12 protein-coding genes are annotated in these 16,435 nt (G+C 64.3%); 8 read left to right on the top strand and 4 right to left on the bottom strand.

Annotated elements, in window-relative coordinates; all coding sequences use genetic code 11:
- Window positions 1–50: 50 nt before the first annotated feature.
- The gene (locus AB0N72_RS18475) at window positions 51–2,330 is read right to left on the bottom strand and encodes a bifunctional SulP family inorganic anion transporter/carbonic anhydrase (protein ID WP_363933796.1); all 2,280 of its coding nucleotides are present in this window, start codon (window positions 2,328–2,330) and stop codon (window positions 51–53) included.
- A 289-nt stretch (window positions 2,331–2,619) separates the two neighbouring features.
- Between AB0N72_RS18475 and AB0N72_RS18470 the strand changes: the two genes are divergently transcribed.
- From AB0N72_RS18470 to AB0N72_RS18460, 3 genes are read left to right on the top strand one after another with little or no spacing between them, the layout of a single operon-like run.
- A complete protein-coding gene (locus AB0N72_RS18470) occupies window positions 2,620–3,705 on the top strand; it encodes an acyl-CoA dehydrogenase family protein (protein WP_363933795.1) in 1,086 nt (361 codons plus the stop codon).
- Complete coding sequence (locus AB0N72_RS18465) at window positions 3,699–5,063, top strand: bifunctional PIG-L family deacetylase/class I SAM-dependent methyltransferase (protein WP_363933793.1); 1,365 nt, start codon at window positions 3,699–3,701, stop codon at window positions 5,061–5,063. The genes AB0N72_RS18470 and AB0N72_RS18465 overlap by 7 nt, the downstream gene beginning before the upstream one ends.
- The gene (locus AB0N72_RS18460; protein WP_363933791.1) at window positions 5,060–5,800 is read left to right on the top strand and encodes a glycosyltransferase; all 741 of its coding nucleotides are present in this window, start codon (window positions 5,060–5,062) and stop codon (window positions 5,798–5,800) included. Before AB0N72_RS18465 ends, AB0N72_RS18460 begins: the two co-directional genes overlap by 4 nt.
- Here AB0N72_RS18460 and AB0N72_RS18455 read toward each other — a convergent pair.
- Window positions 5,797–6,375, bottom strand: a complete 579-nt coding sequence (locus AB0N72_RS18455; RefSeq protein ID WP_363933789.1) for an adenylate kinase — start codon at window positions 6,373–6,375, stop codon at window positions 5,797–5,799. The genes AB0N72_RS18460 and AB0N72_RS18455 overlap by 4 nt on opposite strands.
- A gap of 213 nt (window positions 6,376–6,588) precedes the next feature.
- Here AB0N72_RS18455 and AB0N72_RS18450 point away from each other — a divergent pair, with 213 nt between their 5' ends.
- Window positions 6,589–9,243 carry a Tat pathway signal sequence domain protein gene (locus AB0N72_RS18450; RefSeq protein WP_363933787.1) on the top strand — a complete coding sequence of 885 codons (2,655 nt, stop codon included), beginning with the start codon at window positions 6,589–6,591 and terminating at the stop codon, window positions 9,241–9,243.
- A gap of 107 nt (window positions 9,244–9,350) precedes the next feature.
- On the opposite strand, the gene AB0N72_RS18445 is transcribed toward AB0N72_RS18450, so the two are convergent.
- Window positions 9,351–10,229 (bottom strand): MurR/RpiR family transcriptional regulator, encoded by an 879-nt coding sequence (locus AB0N72_RS18445; protein WP_363933785.1) that lies wholly within the window; start codon window positions 10,227–10,229, stop codon window positions 9,351–9,353.
- 109 nt (window positions 10,230–10,338) lie between these two features.
- Between AB0N72_RS18445 and AB0N72_RS18440 the strand changes: the two genes are divergently transcribed.
- From AB0N72_RS18440 to AB0N72_RS18425, 4 genes are all read left to right on the top strand, one after another.
- The gene (locus tag AB0N72_RS18440; RefSeq protein ID WP_363933784.1) at window positions 10,339–11,742 is read left to right on the top strand and encodes an MFS transporter; all 1,404 of its coding nucleotides are present in this window, start codon (window positions 10,339–10,341) and stop codon (window positions 11,740–11,742) included.
- Between the two features lie 11 nt (window positions 11,743–11,753).
- Entirely contained in the window at window positions 11,754–12,248 is a 495-nt protein-coding gene (locus AB0N72_RS18435; RefSeq protein WP_363933783.1) for a GAF domain-containing protein, read from the top strand.
- A 1-nt stretch (window position 12,249) separates the two neighbouring features.
- Window positions 12,250–13,482 carry an amidohydrolase family protein gene (locus tag AB0N72_RS18430; RefSeq protein WP_363933782.1) on the top strand — a complete coding sequence of 411 codons (1,233 nt, stop codon included), beginning with the start codon at window positions 12,250–12,252 and terminating at the stop codon, window positions 13,480–13,482.
- Window positions 13,483–13,573: 91 nt separating this feature from the next.
- On the top strand, window positions 13,574–14,209 hold the full coding sequence (locus tag AB0N72_RS18425; RefSeq protein ID WP_363933856.1) for an SRPBCC family protein: 636 nt from the start codon (window positions 13,574–13,576) through the stop codon (window positions 14,207–14,209).
- A 70-nt stretch (window positions 14,210–14,279) separates the two neighbouring features.
- Here the strand turns inward: AB0N72_RS18425 and AB0N72_RS18420 are convergent, their stop codons facing one another.
- Window positions 14,280–16,292: a rhamnogalacturonan lyase gene (locus AB0N72_RS18420; RefSeq protein ID WP_363933780.1), complete on the bottom strand. Its 2,013-nt coding sequence runs from the start codon at window positions 16,290–16,292 to the stop codon at window positions 14,280–14,282.
- Window positions 16,293–16,435: the final 143 nt, after the last annotated feature.

The following is a 16,435-nucleotide window of genomic DNA, read 5'->3' as shown; positions in this document are numbered from 1 at the left end:
CTTAGTCCCGTACCCCGCGCCACGTCATCGAAACTCCCTGAGTGGCGGTGCTAGCGGACGGCCATGCTGGGATCGAGTTGTTCGATGCCCTCGGGAGTCACCAGGACCACGCGGGCCGTGCAGATGTCGTAGAACAGACCCGTCGCCTGCACTTTGCCGGATGCCAAGGCTGGCCCAGTGACGTGGTGCTCGGACAACTTCCCCAACTGGATTGCCACGTTCACCATGCTGAGTTGATCCAGGCGGCTGAAACCCTCAGCTTCGGCGGCGCGGGCTACGGGATGTCCTGCGAGCAGCGCCTGGTAGCTGGGCCTTGCGTGCTCGAGCCAGCTGTCGAAGCCGCGGCCGAGCTCGGGAGCTGACCCCTCCGCGTCGGCGATCACTGCCTTCATGGCTCCGCAATTGGAGTGACCGCAAACCACGATGGAATCCACTGACAAGGCCTTCACGGCAAAAGCCAGAGTTGAGTCAATCGAGGCGTCGTGGTCATCGCTGCAGACCACGTTGCCGATGTTCCTGAGGGTCAGGAGGTCACCGGGACCACTGCTGGTGATCAGGTTCGGGTTCACCCGCGAATCGACGCAAGCAACAAACAACGTGTCCGGATTTTGTCCCTCGGTGAGGTCCTGGACCAGCGGCCGGACCTTGTCCGCGTGGCGGCGATGGTACTTGTCGATGCCCAGGAGGATCGACCGCAGCGGCGGGTGCGGGTCGCCGTCGTCGTGGTTTGCCGCCTCGGCGGGCTGCCACGTCGTGCGCGGCGGCAGCGGAAACTCGCGCGGTTCCTGGCGCTGAGGCGTGTTGTCCTCGGCGTCACTGAAAGCGGTGGTGCCGTGTTCTTCCACCACCACGGTTGCGCCGCTGTTCCGCTGCTGCTTCTCCCACGCCACCAGGGCTTCGCGGAAGGCGTGGTCGAGGTAGTCGGCGTTGAGCTCCACTACGGCGTCCTGGCCTTCGGGCACGGAATGGAGGACGCGGTTGAGCCGGGGCAGCGCGAAGAAGCTGCACGAGCCGGCGATGGTCACGCGCCAGGCCAGCCCGCTTCCGGCGGGGCCGTGCGCCTGGATCTGGGCGCGGAGCACCCGCCACAGCACGCAGAGAGCGGCCAAGGCCAGCCCGATGATGACGCCCTCCAGGAGGTTGAGGGCCACGACGCACAGGAGCGTGACGGCGTAGACCAGGAGGTCTCCGGTGCGAAGACTGGTGCGGATATCGGCCACTTTGATGAGCTTGGCGCCGATCACCAACAGCAAACCGGCCAGCACGGACAGCGGGATCAACTGGATGAGGCCGGCGAACAGTGCGGAGAACACCAGGACCCACACGCCGTGCAGGATGGCGGACGTCCTGCTTTTCGCGCCGGCTTCAACATTGGTGGCGCTGCGGACGATGACCCCGGTGACCGGCAGGCCACCGAGCATGCCGGACACCATGTTCGCGGAGCCCTGGCCCACGAGTTCGCGGTTGAGGTTGGTGCGGATACCGCCATGCATCTTGTCCACGGCAACGGCGGACAGCAGCGACTCGATGCTGGCGATAAGGGCCACGGTGATGACGGCCATGACTGCGGCGCGCCAGTTGCCGTCGGGCAGGCTGGGCAGCGCGACGGCGTCGAAGATGGAACCACTGAAGCTGATCCGCTCCACGCCCGGCGCCACCGCAACGGACAGCGCAGTCACGGCAACGACGGCGGCCAGGGGCCCCGGCACTTTGCGCACCGCTGCGGGGAGGAACTTCCAGGTCAGAAGGATCGCGACGACGGCCAACCCCAGCAGTGCCGAATGCAGCTCAACGTTGGTGACGGCGGCAGGAAGCGCAGCGAGGTTCTCGACCGCGGAGCCCGCAGCCTGCCCCCCGAGCAGCACATGGAGTTGCTGCAGAATAATGGTGATTCCAATGCCCGCGAGCATCGCCTTGACCACCACCGGCGACACCGCCAGCGCGGCCCGGCCAATGCGGCTGACACCCATGAGCAGCTGCACGACGCCGGCGCCGACCGTAATCGCGCAGGTCACCTGCCAGCCGAACTCGGCTACCAAACCGGCGACGACGACGGTCAGCCCGGCGGCCGGGCCGCTCACCTGCAAGGGGGAACCACCCAGGCTACCGGCCACGATGCCGCCCACGGCGGCGGCGATGAGGCCCGCCAGGATGGGCGCTCCGGAAGCGGCGGCGATGCCCAGGGACAGCGGGAGGGCTACGAGGAACACCACCAGTGACGCGGGCAGATCGGCACCGAGGTTGCTGAGGAAGCTGGGCTTCTTGGTTCCATGGCCCGGCGGGCTGTGGGAGTCGGTGGGGATGGTGGCGGATTCATTGGACTGTGGCATCGGGTTCTCCTGGCTCGGATGTGCTTACCTCTCCAAGCTACGGAACTTGTCACGGGCGGTGACAACAAGATGTGACACGTATGACAAAAGTTGTGAACAGGCGGCTTCATGTAGCGACTCGGGGGAACTTTTGCCGGGGGTGGGCTCGTTGGGGGCCGTTGGCCTTTGAGTACTCGAGGGACACAATGCGTCCTGGATCTCGCGAGTGTCGACGACGGCGGGAACCCCCCGCCGTCGTTGTCTTTTCCGCCCGCAGCTAAACTAAGGCTCCTTAGAATAGGCTTGCTCCATGAGCGCACCCGACCCCCAGCCCGTACGCATCAGCTCGGTCCCTGTACAGCTCCAGGCCTTGGAGCCAGCCATGGAAAAGATCCAGGCCGCCGTGGGCGATGTCCCGGCCCTCCTCGCCATTGCCGAGGAAATCGGTCAAACGGCCCCCATGCCGGGCGAGGGCAACACGGCCAAGCTCTGGGAACTGCTCGCCTCAGTGACCGCCGTGGATGTTGCCGCAGGGCGAGTACTTGAACCCCATCTGGACGCGCTTGCGATCCTGTCCCAGTCCGGCACTCAAATCGAAGGTACGGGAGCATGGGGAGTCTTCGCTGCCGAGGGCCTGGGCATGAAGCTTGAAGCCAAGCGCACCGCAAACGGCAGCTATGTCCTCAACGGTTCGAAACCGTGGTGTTCCCTGGCGCAGCAGCTGGACGGCGCCGTGATCACCGCTCACCTTTCGGACACCGGCGGGCGGGCCGCCTTCGCCGTAAACCTGAAAGACCCCTGCGTGACAGCAGAGACGCCGGCTTGGACCAGCCGCGGTCTGGAGGAAATCCCCAGTGGCACGGTCCACTTCGACAATGTCCCTGCCACCCCCGTGGGCGGCGAGGGCTGGTACTTCAAGCGGCCCGGCTTCGCGTGGGGCGGCATGGGCGTGGCCGCGTGCTGGCTGGGCGGAGCCATCGCCTTGGCCCGGGACTACGCAACCGCACTGAGCAAGGCCGCCGAAACCAGCCGCGAACCCGACCAAATCGCCTTGGCCTCTATGGGAGAAATCGACCGCATTATCAGCACAGCCACCGGCTACCTCGCCCAATCTGCGGAACGGATCGACGGCGGCGAACTGGAAGCCTCCGACGACGCAGGAGCCGACGACTCTACCGCGTGGAGCGACGCCCTGCGCGTCCGCGGAACGGTAGCCGCCGCCGTCGAACGCGTCCAAACCCTGGTGACGCAGAACCTGGGTCCCGGCCCGCTCGCGTTCAACGAGACCTACGGAAAGCGCATGGCGGACCTGTCCCTGTATATCCGGCAGCATCACGCCATGCGGGACGACGCGCAGCTGGGCGCCCTGACATTGAAGGGGGACCGCAGTTGGTGACCTTTACGCACGCGGATGCCGGCACGGCCGAGGCCGACTGGGCGCGCATCGGCGTCGCCGCCCTGCCCGAATTGCCGCTGAGCACCGACGAACTGGCAGCCATGACGTTCGTGGTGCTGGCAGCCCATCCGGATGATGAAACCCTCGGTGCCGGCGGTTTCCTCGCCAAACTTCACGATGCCGGCGCGGACGTCAAGGTCCTGCTCTGCACGGCCGGGGAGGCGTCCCACCCGGAATCACCAACGACGACGCCGGATCAGCTTGCCGCTGTCAGGCTCGCAGAGTTTGACGCGGCTGTGTCCGGGCTGGCTCCCAGCGCGACATGGCGGTTCCTGGAGCTGCCCGATGGCAAGCTCGCAGCGAACGTGGAGAGGATCGCGGAGGCCGTTCGCGAGGTCATTGCCGGCTCAGAAAGACCGGCCGGGAACGTGGCAATCGTGGCTCCCTACCGCGCGGACGGACACACGGACCACGATGCCCTCGGCTCCACGGCCGCGGAGGTCGCGGCCGCGGGTGGCTACACCTTGTTGGAATACCCCATCTGGTACTGGTTGTGGGCCCGGCCGGACGATGAAACCTGGCGGAACTGGGTGCGGGTTCCACTCACTGCGGCGGAGCAGGAAGCGAAAGCGAAAGCCATGATCGCCCACGCCTCGCAAACGGAACCCCTGTCCCAGGAGCCCGGGGATGAGACCCTGCTTTCGAGCACCTTCCTGAAGCACTTCGAAAGGCCATGGGAAACCTTCGCCTGGCACCCCTCGACGACGGGCAACAACAGCGCCAAGGATGCGGAGCGGATTTTCGACGAGATCCATTCCAAGGAAGATGACCCCTGGAGCTACACCACCAGTTGGTATGAACGCCGCAAAAGGGCCCTGACTTTGGCGGCCCTCCCCCGGGAATCCTACGAGTCGGGGCTGGAGCTGGGGTGTTCCATTGGCACGCTGAGCGAGGAACTCGCCAAGCGCTGCCGGGCATTCCTCGGTGTGGATGCCAGCAGCACCGCCCTCCGGGAGGCCGCAAAGCGCCTCTCGGGCTACGCTTCCGCCACAGTCCGTCACCTCACCATCCCGCATGAGTGGCCCGAGGGTACCTTCGACCTCGTGGTGCTGTCCGAGACGGGCTACTACCTTTCGCCGGACGAACTCAACGAACTCCTGGCAAGAATCCAAGCGTCCACCCGGCCCGGCGGAACATTGCTCCTCTGCCACTGGCGGCACCCGATCTCGGGCTGGCAGCTTGATGCAGAAGCGGTGCATGCGCTGGCCCGCACCCAATTGCAGTGGCCCACACATGGGCTATACCGGGAGAAGGACTTCATTTTGGAGGTCCTTGTCGCTCCAGGCGGGGCCACATGACGGACCCGGCAGCGCGCATCCGCCATGTGGCAGTAGTGATGCCCGCCCATAATGAAGACCACCACATCGGCAACGCACTGGCAGCACTCCGCACGGCCGCTGACGTGCTGCACAGGAAATATCCGGAGGTCCAGGCCAGCATCGCCGTGGTGCTGGATAGCTGCACCGACCGCTCTGCGGAGATCACCGCCGCCTACGTGAACGCCGATTCCAGGTTCAGCTCCTTGACCGTGTCGTTGCGGAACGCCGGTGCCAGCCGCGGTTTTGGCATCCGGTCCGCATTTGCTTCCCGGCACCCCCTCGACGCCGCCCGCATCTGGTTTGCCAACACCGACGCCGATTCCACGGTTCCGGAGAACTGGCTGACGCGCCAGGTTGAACTCGCCGACCTCGGAGCGGACGCCATCCTGGGCTCCGTTGAGCCCGACCCCAACGATGTGGATCCGGCGGTGCTGGCGCGGTGGCTGGAACTCCACCCGTTCCGCGAGGACCACCCCCACATTTATGGTGCCAACTTCGGCGTCCGTGGCTCTGCTTACCTCACTGTCGGCGGATTTCCCAGGCTGCGGGCGCATGAGGACCGGGCCTTGGTGGAGAGACTCCGAAACCAAGGCTTCCGTGTGGTTGCTACGGACTCTCTTCGCGTCCTGACCTCCGGGCGGACCCGCGCCCGCGCACCGGAAGGATTCGCAGCCTACCTGCGCGCCCTCGCTGCGGAGGCCTCTGCGATTGGCTAAGCGGCCAAGGCTCCCTCGACGGCGGAAATGGCGGCGCTTGTGATCCTCTCCCGCTCGCCTGATCCGTCAATGGTGAGCACGATCCCCCGCTGGGTGTAGGCCGTCAGTACCGCCTGGGTCTCATCCCGGTACAACTCCAACCGGCGCTGGATCACGTCCTCAGTATCGTCGCTACGGCCTTGCTCGCGGGCGCGCAGCAGCATGCGGGCAACCAACTCGTCGTCCGGCACATCCAGCGCGAGGACGGCTTCCAGGGGTTGGCCCCTGGCCGCGAGCAACTCATCCAGTGCTCCTACTTGAATCACGGTCCGCGGATAGCCGTCCAGGAGGAAACCGTTGGCGGCGTCGGGCACTTGCAGCCGCTGTTTGAGCATGTCCGTGGTGACGTGATCCGGCACGAACTCGCCGCGATCCATGTAGCCACCGGCTTCCATGCCCAGCTCGGTTTTGTCGCGGACGTGGGCCCGGAAAAGGTCTCCCGTGGAGATGGTGGGGATGCCAAAATGCTTGGCGATGTGAACGGCCTGCGTGCCCTTGCCGCAACCAGGAGGGCCCATGATGATTATTCGTGCCATGACACAGGTCCGTTTCGAGAGGCGGCCGGTCCTTCAACCATACGCCGGGATGCAACCCGGGGTCACTTATGGCCCATCTGAGTGGCAAACATGGGCCATAAGTGACCCCGGGTTGCTCTTGGCAGGGTGGATACCCCTTGCGGCTTGCGCGGCCCGGGGGTAAGTTATTGAAACGTCTCAAGAAAGCGCTTTCCAACCTTAGGTGGACTCAGCATGACTCAAGCCAGGATCTCGTGGATCGATGACGAACCGCCTGCCAGGCTCAATATCGGCACCACGTGGGGGATGCCGTTCCAGCGAGGCACGGTGCAGGACGCCGCCGAACTGACCGTCCTCGATCCCAGGGGAAATTCCGTCAACGCCCAAGCCTGGCCGTTGGCCACCTGGCCCGATGGTTCCCTCAAATGGGCGGGCATCGCCCTGGGCGCTACGGACCACCCAGCTCCGCACTACGACGTCACCACCACACCGGAAGCAGACGACGCCGGCCCGGCAGCCGCCGTCGAAACCTCACCCGCGGTGACGGTCAACGAGACCGAACAGACAGTAACCGTCAGCACCGGAAGCCTGGACATGGTCCTGCACCGCAGCGGCTCGAGCCTTTTCGGCGAGCTGCGGCGCGACGGCGAAGTGGTGGCGCGGGACGCACGGCTGGTGAGCCTGTTGCAAAAGGGCATGGCCGAGGGTGCAGGAACCTCGGAGCGTGAAGGTTTCACCGGGCACACCACCCGCGTGACCGTGGAGCAGCGTGGGCCGGTCCGCGCCGTCGTCCGGGTCGAAGGACAGCACCGCGCAGATACAGGCGAGCGCGGATGGCTCCCGTTCACTGTTCGTTTCTACTTCTACGCCGGCGCCCGGAATGTCCGGATGGTGCACTCGTTCATCTGGGACGGCAACGCCGAAGAGGATTTCCTTGCCGGGCTGGGCGTGCGGTTCACCGTCCCGCTGGCCAGTGAACTGCACGACAGGCACATCCGAATCGCCGGTGCGGACGGCGGTTTCCTGGTGGAAGCAGTCCGTGGGCTGACCGGCCTACGGCGCGACCCGGGCGAAGCCGTCAGGCGGGCCCAGATCTCCGGGCAGCCCACGCCCCCGCTCAGCGAGTGGAGTCCGCTGGTCTCAGAACGCCTCCACCTGATCCCGGCGTGGAACGACTACACGCTGACCCAACTGACGGCCGACGGTTTTGACCTCCGCAAACGAACAGCTGCCGGCCACGGGTGGGTGGGCATATCGGGTGGCACGAGGTCAGCCGGTTTCTGCTCGCTCAGCGACCTGAGGGGCGGTTTTGGTATTGGGGTAAAGGACTTCTGGCAGTCCCACCCCGGCCAGCTGGACATCCGGGGTGCCGCCTCGACGGAAGCAACGGTCACGGCCTGGCTCTACTCCCCCGAAGCCCAAGCAATGGATCTCCGCTTCTACCATGATGGATTGGGCCAGGACACCTTCGAAGAGCAGCTTGAAGGCCTGGAGATCACATATGAGGACTACGAACCCGGCTTCGGCAATCCCACGGGAATCGCCCGCACGCATGAGCTGACACTGTTTGCCTATGACTCCACGCCGTCCACGGAAAGCCTCGCCGATGACGCACATGCCGCGTCCGCTCCCCCGGTGCTGCAGCCGTCGCCGTCGTACCTCCACTCGGCCGGAGTCTTCGGCGACTGGGACCCGGTGGACCGCAGCACCCCGGCCCGCGCGGAGCTCGAGGACAAGCTGGATTTCCTCTTCGACTTCTACCAAGGCCAAACAGAGCAGCGACGGTGGTACGGGTTCTGGAACTACGGCGACGTGATGCACACCTACGACACGGACCGGCACGTGTGGCGTTACGACGTGGGCGGCTATGCCTGGGACAACTCCGAACTGTCCCCCGATCTCTGGCTCTGGTACATGTACCTGCGCACCGGCCGGGCCGACGTCTTCCGCTTCGCCGAGGCCATGACCCGCCACACCGGCGAAGTCGACGTTTACCATGTGGGCCCATGGCGTGGCCTGGGCTCACGGCACAATGTGCAGCACTGGGGCTGCAGCGCCAAGCAGCTTCGCATCAGCACCCCCGCCTACAGGCGGTTCTACTACTACCTGACCGCGGACGAACGAACCGGCGACCTCCTGACCGATCTCGTGGACAGCGACCAGAACTTCCTTGGGTTGGACCCGGTGCGGAAGGTCAGGCCCGACGCCGATACCTACCGCCCGGATCGCGGCGCCTTGGGAGTCGGGCTAGGTACGGATTGGGGCTCGTTGGCAGCCACCTGGCTCACCGACTGGGAGCGCACAGGCAACGCCCGCTCGCGCGACCGCCTGCTGGGCACCATGGCAGATATCGGCGCCCTCAAGTACGGCTTCCTTACCGGCGAGGCCCTCTACGACCTGGACCAGGGAAGGTTCGACGCCGGCCGCGAAGCCATCAGCGTCTCGCACCTGAGCGCCGTGTTCGGCTTGGTGGAAATCTGCAGCGAACTGATCAGTTTGGTACCGGACGCCGCCTTCGAGAAAGCGTGGATGCAGTATTGCCGGCTGTTCCTTGCCTCCCCGGATGAGCAGGCCGCGGAAGTTGGCCAACCCTTGGCAGGCATCTACCTCACGCAGGCCCACAGCCGCCTCACCGCCTATGCTGCGGCGAAACTTGGGTCTCCGGAGCTGGCGACCTTGGCGTGGGAAAGTTTCGCCGAAGGTGGGGAAAACCTGAATCACACCGAGGCTTTCACCCTGAAGAAGATCCTGCCGCCTTACGTGCTCCAGCCCGTCGACGAGGCCCCAACAGTCTCCACCAACGACACCGCCCAATTCGGCCTCGCCGTCATCCAAAACCTGGCCCTCATCGGCGGCGAGTTGCCCGCCGGGGAGGTCCCGGCGTCGTAATTCCTGTTGGCTCCTGACCCTCTTTGCCGCCGCGGCCAGCGGAATGCAACCCAACGGGGTTGCTTTTGGATGCACTGGCGCCCAAAGAGGGTCAGGATGCCACGGCCTTAGGAAGTGGAGCGCGGATGCATGATCCGCATCTGGTCCCATGTCCGCTCTGACGCTGCGATGTTCTGGTTGGACCGCTCACGGTCCAGGGAAGCGAGTTCGACGGCGATCGCCTGGACTGCGGACACCGCACCTGTGAGTGATGGGAAGAAGCCGGCACCTTCCGTGGGCACCACGATCCGGTGCTCGGCATGCACTGCTACTGGCGATCCTGCGCTGTCCGTGATGGAGGCTATGGGCGTGCCCAGGTTGTGCGCGATCTCGACCGCCCGCATGGTGCTGTCATAGACGCGCCAGAGACTGATTGCGATGACCAGGTCCTCTGCACCAAGCCGTGCAATGGCGTTGGTGAGGGCGGCGACGTCGGCATCGAGGAGCCGGACGTTGTAGCCGGCGATGATCGCGTTGTGCTCCAGTGCTTTGCCCGGGATGGCATAGCTGCCCGCTGCGACTATGAAGGTTTGCCGCGCCCCCGCAATCGCCTTCGCAATGTCGTGAAGGGTGTTCGCATCCAGGGTCCGCTCAAAATGGGCCAGGTTGGCCCGATCCGTGGAGACTGCGGCCTGCGCGGGGCTGTTGATATGTCCGTTGTGTTCCGCAGCCACTTCGACAGCGCTCAGTGAAGCCAGGAACCGCGACCTGAGCTCGAATTGGAAGTCGGCCCATCCTTTGAATCCCAGTGTTTGCGCCGTTCTGGTCACCGTGGAGGCGTTCGAAGCGGCCGCTCCGGCGATGTCGCTGACAGAGCCGTAGGAAGCCAGCCTGGGCTGGGATCGAAGGATGCCTACCACCTGGAGTTGGCGCGCCGCGAGCTTCCGGCCTTGGACACGGCTGTCCAGCCACTCGGTCAATGTTGACGCGTCGAAATCTTCTTCCACCTATTGACCTACCTCACATTTGGCCGTAACTTCGAAACATCACTTCTGCACAGATCCGTGCATATTCTCATAAATGTACAACTTGGCCCATCCCTTGGCAGGAATCACCATGTCTCTCACAGCACGCTTGGATCGCCTGGCCCTCAGTCGACCACACTACAAGCTTCTCCTCATCGGCGGCCTCGGCTACTCATTCGACGGCATGGACGGGGCGGTTGTCGCGTTCCTGCTCCCGCGAATCCAGGAATTGTGGGGTCTCAGCACCGCCAGCCTTGGCCTGGTGGGATCAGCGGCCCCGCTCGGATTCTTCTTCGGCGCCATCCTGTCCGGGTGGATGGGTGACCGCTTTGGCCGCAAGAAGGTCATGCTTTGGGCATTGGCCTTCTACTGCCTCATGTCCATCGTCGCGGCCATGGCACCGAACTTTGAGATCTTCCTGATTGCACGGGTCTTTGCAGGACTGGGCGCCGGCGCGGAGAGCGTCATCATTGCGCCGTTCCTGTCGGAGTTCATCCCACCCAAGCGCAGGGGCTGGTTCATCGGCACCCTGGCCGGCTTCTTCTCCTTCGGATTCGTAGGTGCTGCGCTGATCGGCCGGTTCATCGTTCCCTTGGGCGAAGACGGTTGGCGCTGGGCCCAGGTGGTTACTGCCGTACCTATCCTGCTCCTGCTCTGGTGGCGGCGCAGCCTCCCGGAATCTCCGCGTTTCCTGATGAGCCGAGGACGCATCGCAGAAGCAACGGACGTTGTTGAACGGTTCGAACAGAGCGTCAGGGATGCCACCGGCAAGGAACTTCCTCCCGTCCCGAGCGACCCGACGGCCCAGCAGGAGATCACCAAGCACGAGCAGAAGATCAGCATCTGGAACGCACTGAAGTTCATGTGGTCCAGGGCCATGCGGCGCCGGACGGCCGTCATCTGGTTGATCTGGTTCGTGATCACGTTCTCTTACTACGGCTTCTTCTCCTGGATTCCCACCCTCCTTGTGGGCCGGGGCATCACCATCACCAAGAGCTTCGAATATTCAATCATCATCTATCTCGCGCAAATCCCCGGCTACTTCTCAGCCGCGTGGCTGTGCGACAGGATCGACCGCAAGAACACCATCGCCCTGTACCTGGCCGGTTCCGCACTCAGTGCATTCTGGCTGAGCCAATCCAGCGATTCCGGCATGATCCTGATCGCCGCTGCAACGTTGTCCTTCTTCCTCAACGGAACCTACGCCGGCGTGTATGCCTACACCCCCGAGCTCTTCCCCACCTGGATGCGAGCCACAGGCGTCGGCCTGGCAAGTGCAGTGGGCCGAATCGGCAGCATCCTCGCACCGTCCATCATCGGCGTGTTCGCAGCCTCCCTCGGCTTCGGCGGCGTCTTCACCATGACAACAGTGGTGCTGACCATCGGAGTCCTGGGCGTCGTGGTCTTCGGAGCATCCACTGCAGGCAAATCGCTGGAGGACATCAACGCCCGAGCCGAGCACGACGCAGCATCAGCAAGGACCGCAAGCAAATGAACACAAACTTCATGAAAACCGACATCACTTTCCAGCAGGTATTCGACGATCTGCAGCGGGACCCAGGTGTCATCCTCTTCACCGCGCTCCAATGGATCCCGCAGCGCTCAGGCCTGCGGCGGCTGTTTACGAGCCACCCAGCGGAGTACCCGGTAGGCGGAGAAAAGACCGTGGAGATCTCCCCCGGCTGGCTGGGAACGGTGATCGAAGACAAGAAACCGTTCCTGGCCCCGGACCTGGCCGCGCTCCGGGAAGTCTTCTCGGATTCCGAACTAATCCAGCAACTCGGTTGTGGCGGCGTCATCAACGTGCCGGTCCTCGATCCCCAATCCAACGTCGTAGGCGTCCTGGCACTCCTGGATGCTGAAGGCAAGTACACGCAGCAAAGCGTGGACACCGCCGTCGGGACCATCAACCGGAACCTGGCCGCACTGGTCCAAGCCTTCGAAGCCCATCCCACCGAAGTACCCGAAGTCCCCGAAGTCCCCGGGAAGGACACTGTTTAACGTGAGCACCACTCTTGAAACCCCGCCCCTCGTTATCCGCAACGCAAACGTCCTGGACGTGGGCGCAGGCACCTACTCAACTGCCGACGTCGTCAGTATTAAAGGGAAGATCAGCAGCGTCGGGCCGAATGCCGAGGCACCCAACGGTGCCCGGGTCATCGACGGCACGGGCAAGTTCGTCATTCCCGGGCTGATCGATGCGCACGTCCACGTGGTGGCATCGAGCGCCGACTTCCGCTCCCTGACGTATACGCCGGCGTCGTATGTCTACGCGCAGACTGCCCGGATCATGGGAGAGATGCTGCACCGGGGCTTCACTACGGTCCGCGACCTGTCCGGCGCAGATTTCGGACTGGCAATGGCGCAGGAGGAGGGCCTGCTTGAGGGTCCAAAGATCCACTTCTGCGGCCATGCCCTCAGCCAGACCGGCGGCCACGGCGACATGCGCCTGCCCGGTGAAGACCATGACCCCAACGGCCGCGGTTGCTGCGGAATCGGCCGTGTGGCCGATGGCGTGGACGCGGTCCGGGCAGCTGCCCGGGATGAGATCCGCAAAGGCGCCCACCACATCAAGATCATGGCGTCCGGCGGCGTGTCCTCCCCCACGGACCGTATCGACTCCACTCAGTACTCCATGGAAGAGATGCGTGCCGCGGTGGAGGAAGCGGAGGCTGCCAACCGATACGTGGCGGCCCACGCCTACACCGCCCGCGCCATCAACCGCGCACTGGAAGCCGGCGTACGCTCGATCGAACACGGCAACCTCCTGGACGACGAAAGCCTGCGCCTCTTCCTGGAGAAGGACGCCTTCCTGGTTCCCACGCTGGTGACCTATTGGGCTCTAAAGGAAGAGGGCAAGGAATTCGGGCTGACAGAGGAGATGTGGGCCAAAGTGGACGCCGTGCTCACCAGCGGACTCGAAGCCATTTCGCGAGCCCACCAGGCCGGCGTGAAAATGGCCTTCGGCTCCGATCTCCTGGGCGGCATGCACCGCCACCAGAACGAACAGTTCAGGCTGCTGGGCAAAGTCCAGCCCGCCATCGACGCCATCCGTTCAGCCACCACGACGGCGGCGATGCTGCTTGAGCGCGAAGGTGAACTTGGCGTGATCGCGCCTGGCGCCGACGCCGACATGCTGGTGCTGGGCGCAGACCCCGTGGAAGACATCTCCGTGCTGGCGGACATCTCCGAGCACCTGGAGTTCCTCGTCCAAAACGGTCGCGTGATCTCCTGATTCCGATGCCCCCAGGGCTGTGATTCCCCCTCAAAAAGCTCGATAATGTAAGCATGCTTATCAATATCGAATCGAGCAGGAGGAGGACATGGTGACCACGAAAGTGAACAAGACAATCATGGTCAACGTTCCGGTCAGTACGGCCTACAGGCAATGGACACAGTTCGAGGAATTCCCGCACTTCATGGGCGGCGTGCAACGTGTGACCCGGCTTGGCGATGACCGCCTTGAATGGGTGGCCGAGATCGCGGGCGTCCACCGGACCTGGGAAGCCAAGATAGTCCAGCAGGACGTCAACCGGGCGGTGGCGTGGGCCGCCGTCGAGGGTGTCAAGAACGCAGGTTGGGTGGAGTTCAAGGAAGCCGGGCCCAGCCAGACGTCCCTGCACCTGACCTTGGAATACGAACCCCACGGCGTCCTGGAATTCCTGGGGGACAAATTGCACATTGTTGAGAGGCAGGCTGAGTCGGACTTGAAGAAGTTCAAGGAGTACATCGAGAAGCAGGCACCAGAGACCGGCACTGCCGGGCATTCAACAGACGCCTCGGAGACCACTCCGATCGTCGACCCCATCAACCACCCGTTCGACCAGACCAACGGCCTGGCGGACGTCGACGGCGACTCGGACGGCACCGCCGAAAGCGATACGCGCAGCAAGGCCGAACGCAAGGACGGGGACGGTCCCGGAGCCATCCCACCGTTGGGTGGAACGCTCGGCCAACACTGACAACCCAACGCGGGGTCACATTTCGCCCATAAAGGGCGTCCCAAAGGGCCAAATGTGACCCCGCGTTGCCCTACTTACGGCCGGTATAGACGACAGCGGGCGCAGCCGGGGCCTGCATGCCCTCACCGATGAAGAAGCTCGGGTGAGGCGGCTGGTTGTAGGCCACGTTTTCCCGTGCGACGGCCGTGCGGTACACGGTGTCGTGCATCAAGGTCCGCAGTCGAACCTCGGTGGGAGACGTGGTGGTGTAGATCCGCAGCTCGGTGCTGTCCGTGGACGGCCACGCGATTTCTTCGCGCCAGTCACCCAGGATGTCCGCCTGGATGGAGGGATTGCCTTTGGTGGTGTTGTTGCTGCGTGCGCCATCCGCGGTCAGGAGGCGGTCACTGGTTTCGGTTACCCAATTCCACTTGCTGATGGTTGGCACTCCACGGGAGACCGTCGCGTCGTAATCGTGGTCGACGATCTCGCGGAGCAGGTCCCCGTCCCACCATGCCAGGAAGTTCGCGGCCGGGATGTTCTCAGCAATCAGCTCACCCTTGGCCGACATCAGCTGACCGACGGGCGAGTCCCAGGCAGCGGAACCGCCCACGGCCCAGCCTTCGGCACCTTCATAGCGCGGATCAATGTCACCGGCGGCACCACGGCCCGTGTCCTTGATGGCCGGGATGCTCCACAGCACTTCTCCCGTGGCGGCGTCGCGGAAGGTCGCGCCACGATTGCCGCTTTGGCTCATGGACTCGTGGACGGCGAACGTCTCCAGCCCGGGACGGGACGGGTCAAGGTCCCCCGTGTGGATGGCGTCGCCGTGGCCCAGCTTGGTGTTGTAGAGCGGCTGTCCGTTGTCATCGATGGCCATGGAGCCGAAGACGAACTCGTCCTTGCCGTCCTGGTCCACGTCGGCCACGGAGAGGTTGTGGTTGCCCTGGCCCTTGTACTCGTCGCCGGCCTGGTTGGAATCGAAGGTCCAGCGCTTCACGAGCTTGCCGTTCACGAAGTCGTAGGTCACCAGCACCGTGCGGGTGTAGTAGCCGCGGCTGAACATCAGCGAGGGGTGTTCGCCGTCGAGATATGCCACGGCGGCCAGGAAGCGATCCACGCGGTTGCCGTAATTGTCACCCCATCCGGCCACGGATCCACGGGCAGGCTCGTAGGCAACCGTGTCCAGGATGGTGCCGGTCTCGCCCTTGAAGACCGTGAGGAATTCGGGGCCGGCCAGCACGTAGCCGGCACTGTTGCGGTAGTCCGCGTTGCCGTCGCCGATCACCGTGCCGGCCGCGTCCGTGGTGCCATCTGCCGTCTTGAACGAGACCTCCGCTTTGCCGTCCCCGTCGAAGTCGTACGCCAAAACCTGGGTGTAGTGCGCGCCGGCGCGGATGTTGCGGCCCAAGTCGATGCGCCACAGCTTGGTGCCGTCCAGCTTGTAGGCGTCCACATAGACGTTGCCCGTGTAGCCGGATTGCGAGTTGTCCTTCGCGTTCGACGGCGACCACGTCTGGATGACCTCGTACTTGCCGTCGCCGTCGAGGTCGGCCACTGTGGCATCGTTGGCCGAGTAGGTGTAGGCCTTGCCGTCCGGGGTAACGCCGTCGGCCGGCTTGTCCAGCTTGATGGCCAGGTAGTTCTGAGCGAGCGGGGTGACGGCCTCGGTCAGCTTGTCCTGCCCCTGTCCGTTGCCGACGGTCTTGATCACGTAGCTCGACGTCGCAGTGCCGGCAGGGTCCACGAACATGGTTGAGTTGCGGACGGGTTCGGGGGTGATGTTGACGCCGTCGCGCAACACCTGGAAGCCGACGCTGTCCTTGTCCAGGCCCAGCATGCGCCAACTCACCGTAACGCCCTGGTCGGTCAGCACCGCAACTGGCGCCCGGTCCAGGTTCTCCACCTGCCGCTTCAGGGATGCAGGATCCTTCGCGGAAGGGACGACGGCGGGAAGGTTGCCTTGCGTCGTGGGCGCGGTTGCTGCCTGAGCCAAGGGAACGCCCGTGAAGACGAGGGCTGCTGCCGCGAGGGAAGTAGTGGCCGCCAGCGGCAAGACCTTTGCACGGCGGGGTTTCGGGGAACATTTCAAGGGGTAAGCCATAGAACATCTCCTTTGATGCCGGGTTGCAGTGGGTCTGCAACCTCGCAGATTGGAACGTTTCATTCATATTCGCCGACGAACCCTACTTGTGCGAGTTGGGGGTCTTCGGGAGCTGAAAACGCTTTCCGACATCAAGGTCTACC

It is taken from the genome of Paenarthrobacter sp. NPDC089307, from assembly GCF_040685055.1.
Lineage (GTDB): Bacteria > Actinomycetota > Actinomycetes > Actinomycetales > Micrococcaceae > Arthrobacter.
Note: the sequence above shows the minus strand (reverse complement) of the source record. Positions and strands in the feature narration are given on the sequence as shown.